This window comes from Micrococcus terreus (assembly GCF_900116905.1).
Classification (GTDB): domain Bacteria; phylum Actinomycetota; class Actinomycetes; order Actinomycetales; family Micrococcaceae; genus Citricoccus; species Citricoccus terreus.
Genome location: NZ_FPCG01000006.1, coordinates 179,031 through 185,539, shown reverse-complemented (window position 1 = coordinate 185,539; position 6,509 = coordinate 179,031). Strand labels below are relative to the sequence as shown.

Annotated in this window: 6 protein-coding genes and 1 pseudogene; all 7 read right to left on the bottom strand. The window is 69.1% G+C overall.

The features are described 5' to 3' along the window. Window positions 1–282 (bottom strand): helix-turn-helix domain-containing protein (locus BM355_RS09030; protein ID WP_143109463.1); only part of this gene is annotated, 282 nt, incomplete at its 3' end. Between the two features lie 434 nt (window positions 283–716). Next, window positions 717–1,598 carry a crotonase/enoyl-CoA hydratase family protein gene (locus BM355_RS09025; protein ID WP_091697474.1) on the bottom strand — a complete coding sequence of 294 codons (882 nt, stop codon included), beginning with the start codon at window positions 1,596–1,598 and terminating at the stop codon, window positions 717–719. Between the two features lie 72 nt (window positions 1,599–1,670). Then, window positions 1,671–2,687: pseudogene (locus BM355_RS15005) on the bottom strand (DUF2804 domain-containing protein). Between the two features lie 47 nt (window positions 2,688–2,734). After that, window positions 2,735–3,094, bottom strand: a complete 360-nt coding sequence (locus BM355_RS09015) for a GNAT family N-acetyltransferase (RefSeq protein WP_091697472.1) — start codon at window positions 3,092–3,094, stop codon at window positions 2,735–2,737. 52 nt (window positions 3,095–3,146) lie between these two features. After that, entirely contained in the window at window positions 3,147–4,364 is a 1,218-nt protein-coding gene (locus tag BM355_RS09010) for a pirin family protein (protein WP_091697469.1), read from the bottom strand. Then, on the bottom strand, window positions 4,361–4,873 hold the full coding sequence (locus BM355_RS09005; RefSeq protein ID WP_091697466.1) for a carboxymuconolactone decarboxylase family protein: 513 nt from the start codon (window positions 4,871–4,873) through the stop codon (window positions 4,361–4,363). Before BM355_RS09005 ends, BM355_RS09010 begins: the two co-directional genes overlap by 4 nt. Window positions 4,874–4,946: 73 nt before the next feature. After that, window positions 4,947–6,473 (bottom strand): DUF5129 domain-containing protein, encoded by a 1,527-nt coding sequence (locus BM355_RS09000; RefSeq protein ID WP_091697464.1) that lies wholly within the window; start codon window positions 6,471–6,473, stop codon window positions 4,947–4,949. Between the last annotated feature and the right edge of the window lie 36 nt (window positions 6,474–6,509).

The window sequence follows — 6,509 nt, the reverse complement described above, 5'->3', positions numbered from 1 at the left end:
CGCTGACCACTTCAACTCCCGGCGCAGTGCTTCGATCCTGGCCACCACGGCGGCCTCGGTGGTGGTGGGAGATTCCCAGGGGGTGCTGGGTCGATCGGCCAGCCCGGGCTCTGCTTGGTCCAGGAAGCGGGTCACCCATTTCTTCACCGTGTCCCAACTGACGCGGAACTCACGGGCCACGTGGGCGATCGGGGCCCCGTCGATCAGATGACGATCCACCATCTGAGCACGCCCGGTCGGGGTCAGTGCAGAGTTGGGGTGCACAGCGGTAGCCTGGGCCATGAACGGGCTCCTTCTTCAGGTTCACAGGTTGGTGGTTTCGCAATTCCCATCCTGCGACCAGGAGCCCGTTCGCTATCTCACCGACCCGCCCCCTCCGAGAACCTCATGACCCACAACACCTAGGCCGCTTGACCCCGATCGAGTTCGAGACAATCATGACCACGCCAGCCGATCAGGCTGCGTGACTAACCACTGTCACCTGATCGTGCAGCAGACCCAAATCAACCGGGAGCATCACCAAGTGATCGGTTACACTCGGAGTAGGCGAAGAGCCTGTTCCCCAATCAAAACTAGGGAACCCGAGACAGCCCAAAGTTTTCAAAAATCACTCTGATCAGGGATTTTGAGAGACGGGGTCGCAGGTTCAAATCCTGTCACCCCGACCACGTGAAAGGCCCTGATCCGCATCGCGGACCAGGGCCTTTTCCGTTCCATCAGCGACCCGGGAGCCCGGTCCGGTTCAGCCGTGCCAGGAGTGTCAGCTGCGCCAGTCGCTCCCGGGCGAAGGTCGCTCGTGCGGAGGCGGTGGCGGCGCGGTCCAGCAGGCGCTTGGCGTGGGAGACGGCCTGACGGTCATGCTGGATGATCTCCTGCGCCAGCTCGACGGCGGTGGCCACGGGGTCATCGCTCACCCGGGTGGCCAGTCCGATCCGCTCGGCTTCGGTCCCGCTCACCATCCGGGCGGTCAGCGTCAGGTCCTTGGCCACGTCCAACGGGAGCAGCTCGGTCAGGGTGCGCATGCCGGACATGTCCGGCACCAGACCCCAATGGGTCTCCCGCACCGACCACGTGGCATCCGGGGCGGTCACCCGCAGATCTGCACCCAGGGCCAGCTGCAGCCCACCGCCCAGACAGTGACCGTGCACGGCCGCGATGACCGGGACAGACAGTCTGCGCCAGACCCAGCAGGCCTCCTGGAACACGTTCGTCCCAGTCCACGGGCGAGGCAGGAAGCGAGTGGCCACACCGCCGGGCGTGCGCAGGGCAGACTTCAGATCCATCCCTGCGCAGAACGCGTCGCCGTGGCCGGAGAGCACCACGGCGCGGATGCCAGGGTCACGGCGGATCTGCCGGGCGACCTGGATCAGCTCGTCCAGCATCGGCAGCGTCAGCGCGTTGAGCTTCTCCGGACGGGAGAGGCGCACGTGGGCGATCAAACCCACGGTCTGGCAGGTCACCAGCGGCTGCGCTGAGGGGTGCAACGGGGCAGCGGGGGAGGGAGGGCGAGCGGCCGTGTCAGCAGGGGCGGCCGAAGGCAGGGAGCCGTCCGAGGCGGATGCGGAGGACGGGCTGGGCGAGACCGAGGACGACGTCATCCCCTGAGCATGGCAGATCTGCCACCGATGCTCACGCCGACCAGGAGGCGCAGCCCGTGTCAGGCGGCGTCCTCACCACCGCTGGTGGACGTCCTCGGCCCAGCCGTAGACCTCGTCGGCTGGGGTCAGGACGATCGCTTCTCCCTGGGGCGGCTGCACCTGTCCCGACCAGAGCCCGAAGCACTGATGCGTCCTGCTGGAGATGACACCGAGGTCCGTGACCGCCCGACGCAGGTGCTCCGGGGTGAACGTCAAGGCCACGCCCGCACCCCGCACCCGCCAGGGAGCCAGCCAGTCCCTGCGGTCATAGCTCCAGTCCAGCTCGGCGCTGATCTTGGACAGCTGCCCGCCCACCAGCACCGAGTTCTCGGTGCTGCCGGTGCCTGCCGTCCACTGTCCGCCGACCAGGATGCCGACGGTGCGGCCTGCCACGGTCCCGGTCCCGGCGCCCCAGTTCCAACGCACGTCACGGTGCCACCGGCCCCGGCCGTGGTCCACCGTGGCCCAGGAGCCTGCGGCAGGCAGCTCATGGGGCACACCGTCCACCCAGAGCGTTCCGGTGGCCGGACGGGCCAGATCCTTGACCGTGTACTAGTAGAACTGCTGACTCCAGGGCACCACCACGCCCAGGCTCTGGTGACCTGGTGGACGGTGGGCCGTCACCTCGAGGCGCACCCGCGGGCCGGAGGCACTCAGGTGCGTGGCGTCGTCGTGGTGGGTGAACTCCAGCTGGACCGTCCGGGTGCGGGACCGGGAGACGCCCTCGCCGAGGGTGCCCGGGAGACTGGCGGCGCCGGGCAGGCCCACGGCGTCGTGGCTGATCTGCTCGCCGGTGCGGCGGTCCAGCACGAAGATCCCGTGCGTGGAGGCATAGGAGATGTCCGAGACCACCAGCCCGACCGCATGCGTGGGTGTGGTGATCGCCCAGTACTCCCACCGCTTGGTCCGGGTGCGTCCGATCAGCCCGTGGGTGACCGAGTCCGTGCGGTGCAGGGGCGTGCGGGTCCAGCCCACAGCCTCCGGGTTCAACAGCCCGGTGGGTCCGGCCAGATCGACGGGCTCGGTGATCTCACGTTCGCTCAGTGGCACGTCAGTCAGCCTGCCATGGCAGGTTCACGACGGCGCTCACCGGAGGGTCATCGACGGGAGATGAACTGCAGGTGGTCTGGGGTGGGCTTGACCACGTGTTCGGTGTAGCCCTCGTGCTTCTCGATCCAGGACTTCACATAGGGGCAGACGGGGACGATCGCCACGCCGTCCGCCACGGTGAGGTCCAGGGCCTCCCGGACCAGAGTGGAGGCCAGCCCGTGACCCCCGAACTCGTCCTTGACCTCGGTGTGCGGGAAGATCCGCTGCACGGCCCCGGCCTCAGTGGTGTAGTCGCGGTAGAGGGTGAATCCGGCGGGCTGGCCAGAGTCATCGGCGTGGATCTCGAAACGGCGCTCGGTCCGGCGCACCTGGGGCTCTTCGACGGTGGGGGCACTGTTCTCGGTCATGGTGACTCCTGAGGTCTGGGGTGTCTGAGGGAGGGGGAGGCGCAGACGGTGATCAGCCGCGCGGACGCATGCGGGTGTTGGGCAGGGTGGGCGCCGGGATGGGCGCCGGCTGGTCCGGCGGGAAGTCGCCGAACTGCGGGAAGGAGCGGCCATCGGCGTACTCGGTGCCGACCAGTCCCTCCAGGCGTTCTCCGGTGACCGGGGCACCCGCTGAGGTGCCGTCGTCGGGAAGCGCGGAGCGCAGGGGAGTGGCGTCATCGGCAGGCTCGAAGCCCATCTCCTGCTGGTAGGCGGCCCGCCAGGTGGCGATCTCCTCATGGGAGCGGCCCACGAAGTTCCACCACATGATGATCTGCTCGCCCAACGGCTCGCCGCCGATCAGCAGCACGATCACGTCCTCGGCGTCCGGATCCTCGCTGGGGTCCGCGGTGAGGGTCAGGGTCTGTGCGCCGGTGCCGACATAGCCCAGATGGGCCTGTCCGACCTCCACACCATCCAGATGGACAGGTCCGTTCACCGCGAGCACCCCGTGCTCGTGGTCGGCGGGGACCTCGATCTGCACGGTGCTCCCGGGGCGAAGCCGGAACTCAGCCCCGGTCAGCGGCAGGTGGGTGTGCACCGGGGAGGTCTGGCCCAGCAGCGAGCCCAGGAACACCTTGGCCGTGTACCCCTCGCCGGTGATCGGGTCCGGGCGGTGGGCGTCCAAGGAGGGGGCGCTGAAGCGTGCATGGTCCGGGAAGGCGTACCAGAGCTGGGCCCCGTGCAGCACGGTGGTGTCCTGTGAGGAGTACTCCGAGTGGGTGATTCCGGTGCCGGCGTTCATCAGGTTCACCGCGCCGGGGCGGACAGTGGCCCAGTTCCCGGCGGAGTCGATGTGGTCGATCCGGCCCTCGAACAGCCAGGAGACGGTGGCCAGGCCGGTGTGAGGATGGCGCGGGACCGCCATGCCCCCGGTGGCCGAGACATCGTCCGGGCCGTAGAAGTCCAGGAAGCACCAGGCCCCGATCAGCGAACGGGCGCGCTGAGGCAGGCTGCGCTGAACAGTCATGGCGCGGGGTCCGCCCAGAGGGACGGCGCGCGGTTCGAGCACCTCCACGGTGTGCGCGGCGTCCTCGTCCGGGCTGGCGGCAGAGTGCTCCTGGACGCCCGAACTCAGCCCGTCCGTGAACCGCGCCGGTCGGAGCTGCTCGCCCTCCGGCTCTGCAGTGGGTGCAGCACCGGGGCCGTTCTTGCAGACGGTCTCCTGCGGGTCCTTCTCGGTGTTGCTCATGAGGTGCTCCCTGACTTCTGCGCGGCAGGACGGACGGGGTGGTGGGAGAGGATGGAGATCCGGTTGGTCACGTTCATGGTGATGGCCAGCCACTGCACCGCAGAGTACTGCTCCGGGCTGAGCACCGCACTGGAGGAGAGCTGGGCGACCTGCAGCTCCTCCAGCTCGGGCAGCTGCGTCACGGCCTCGGCCAGCTCCAGGGCTGCCCGCTCCTGCTCGGAGTAGACCTGCTCGGCCTCACGCCAGACCGAGACCAGGCCGCGGCGCTGATCGTCCAGCCCGGCCTCGATCCCCTTCTGGGTGTGCACATGCAGGCAGTAGGCGCAGCCGTTGATCTGGGAGACACGCAGGTTCACCAGCTCCACCAGCTGGGCGTCCAGTCCGGCCGCCTCAGCCGAGCGCTTCGCGGCGGTGGCCAGCCCGCCGACGGCATTCCAGGCCCCGGGGTCGGACTTGTCCAGGTAGAAGGACAACGGGTCGGTCACATCAGCGGTCTTCGAGGTGCTCATACAAATTTGAACCAATCTGGGGGTGGAGATATTCCGGAAGGTGACCGGCCGTCGTCGGGAAGGGCCCGTCCGGTCAGAACCGGGAGGAGGAGCCGGAGCCGGAGAAGCTGCCCCCGGAGGATCCGTAGCCGGTGGAGGAGGAGGACGAGCTGGCGGCTGAGCGAGCGGTCTCCACCCGCTCCCGCCCGGAGGAGTAGCCCCGGGAGAACGCCACCATGGTCCAGAAGTGCCCCGGTTCGTACACGGTGTCCAGGATCGAGCCCGGGTGCGCGCGAGGCGTGGTCCGACGGGAGGCGTCGAAGGCGGTCTGCAGGGTCGAGCGCTCCTCCTCGGACGTGGCGAAGCCGGCGGTGGAGGCCGCCGCGTACTGCTCGAGCAGCCCGGTCAGACGGGTGCGCAGCCCGCTCAGCCGGTCCAACGCCTCATCCGGGGTGATCGACTCGGCCTCCAGCTGCGCGCCGAGCCGGTCCAGTTCGGTCTCGGCCTCCCTCCGGAAGGACTCCAGCGGCGCTCGGGCCTCGTCTGTGCTCCCCGTCGGGGCGGCGGCCTCACCGTCGGCGATCCGCTGCAGGTCATCCCGCAACGGCTCGGTCTGCACGTCCCACCCCGCCTGCCATCCGGTCTGACGGTTCAGGAAGGTGCTGGCGTGGGCCACCACGTCATCGAGCCGGTCCAGGGCCTGAGCCTCGTCCGCGAAACGACGAGCCGTCTCCCGTGGCTCCTTCCGGTGCAGAGTCTGCGGATCCACAGTGGAGAGAGTGTCAGCCTGACGGGCCAGCTCCACATAGCGGTCATGGAAGGTGCGGTAGCGCTCCAGCACCAGGGCGCCGTAGCGGGAGCCCTCCGGGACCGTGCGGGCGTTGAGCTCGGTGGCCTCCAGGTCCATGGTCACCGAGGAGAACGCATCCCGTCCGCGCTGCAGATCGGCCTGGCCCCGGCGGCGCTTCTCCCGGCGGTTCGCCACCACACTCATGGCGGTGCCGCCTCCCACGACCGCCGCGAGACCCAGCCCTCCATACAGCAGCGGGTGGCGGTACCAGGGGCGGTTGATCAGCGCAGCGCCCTCCTCCACGCCCTTCACGGCGGCGTCGGTCCACTGGGCGTCTCGCAGCAGGTCCTTGGTGGCGTCCTGGATCTGGCCCTGCTGCTCGGTGGACACCTTCCGGTCCTCCCCGAAGTAGGTGCCCACATGCCGCCCATCCGGATCCAGGGCGAAGATGTACAGCCCGTCCGCCCACTTCTGTCCGTCCGGGCTGATCCACTCCGGACGGTGCTCCCGGGCGTAGGCCAGCACCCGGGCGTTGAAGTTGGAGGTCCCGGTGCCCCGCTCGGTGAACACCACCACATGCGTGGGCTCGTAGAAGTCGATCTGCTGGACCTGCTCGCGCAGCTGGGGCTCGTAGATGACGCCCGCCGTGTCCTCCAGGGTGATCTCGGTGGGCGGGACGGCATGGGCCGGCGCGGCGGTGGCCACCAGGGAGGCCACGGTGCCTCCCAGCAGGGTCAGCATCAGGGCGAACAGCCCGACGGCGGCCCTCCAGCGGGCGATGTCCGTCCCCGTCCGCTGGGACAGGGTCGGCGCGGGGGCGGTGACGGTCACGTCCGGGATCTCCTGGGGTTAGGGAGGTGGGCTTGA

What these genes read in the sequence shown, in the direction of transcription:
- BM355_RS09025 (WP_091697474.1), bottom strand. Translation starts at nt 1,598, where the DNA reads ATGACGTCGTCCTCGGTCTCGCCCAGCCCGTCCTCCGCATCCGCCTCG.
- BM355_RS09015 (WP_091697472.1), bottom strand. Translation starts at nt 3,094, where the DNA reads ATGACCGAGAACAGTGCCCCCACCGTCGAAGAGCCCCAGGTGCGCCGG.
- BM355_RS09010 (WP_091697469.1), bottom strand. Translation starts at nt 4,364, where the DNA reads ATGAGCAACACCGAGAAGGACCCGCAGGAGACCGTCTGCAAGAACGGC.
- BM355_RS09005 (WP_091697466.1), bottom strand. Translation starts at nt 4,873, where the DNA reads ATGAGCACCTCGAAGACCGCTGATGTGACCGACCCGTTGTCCTTCTAC.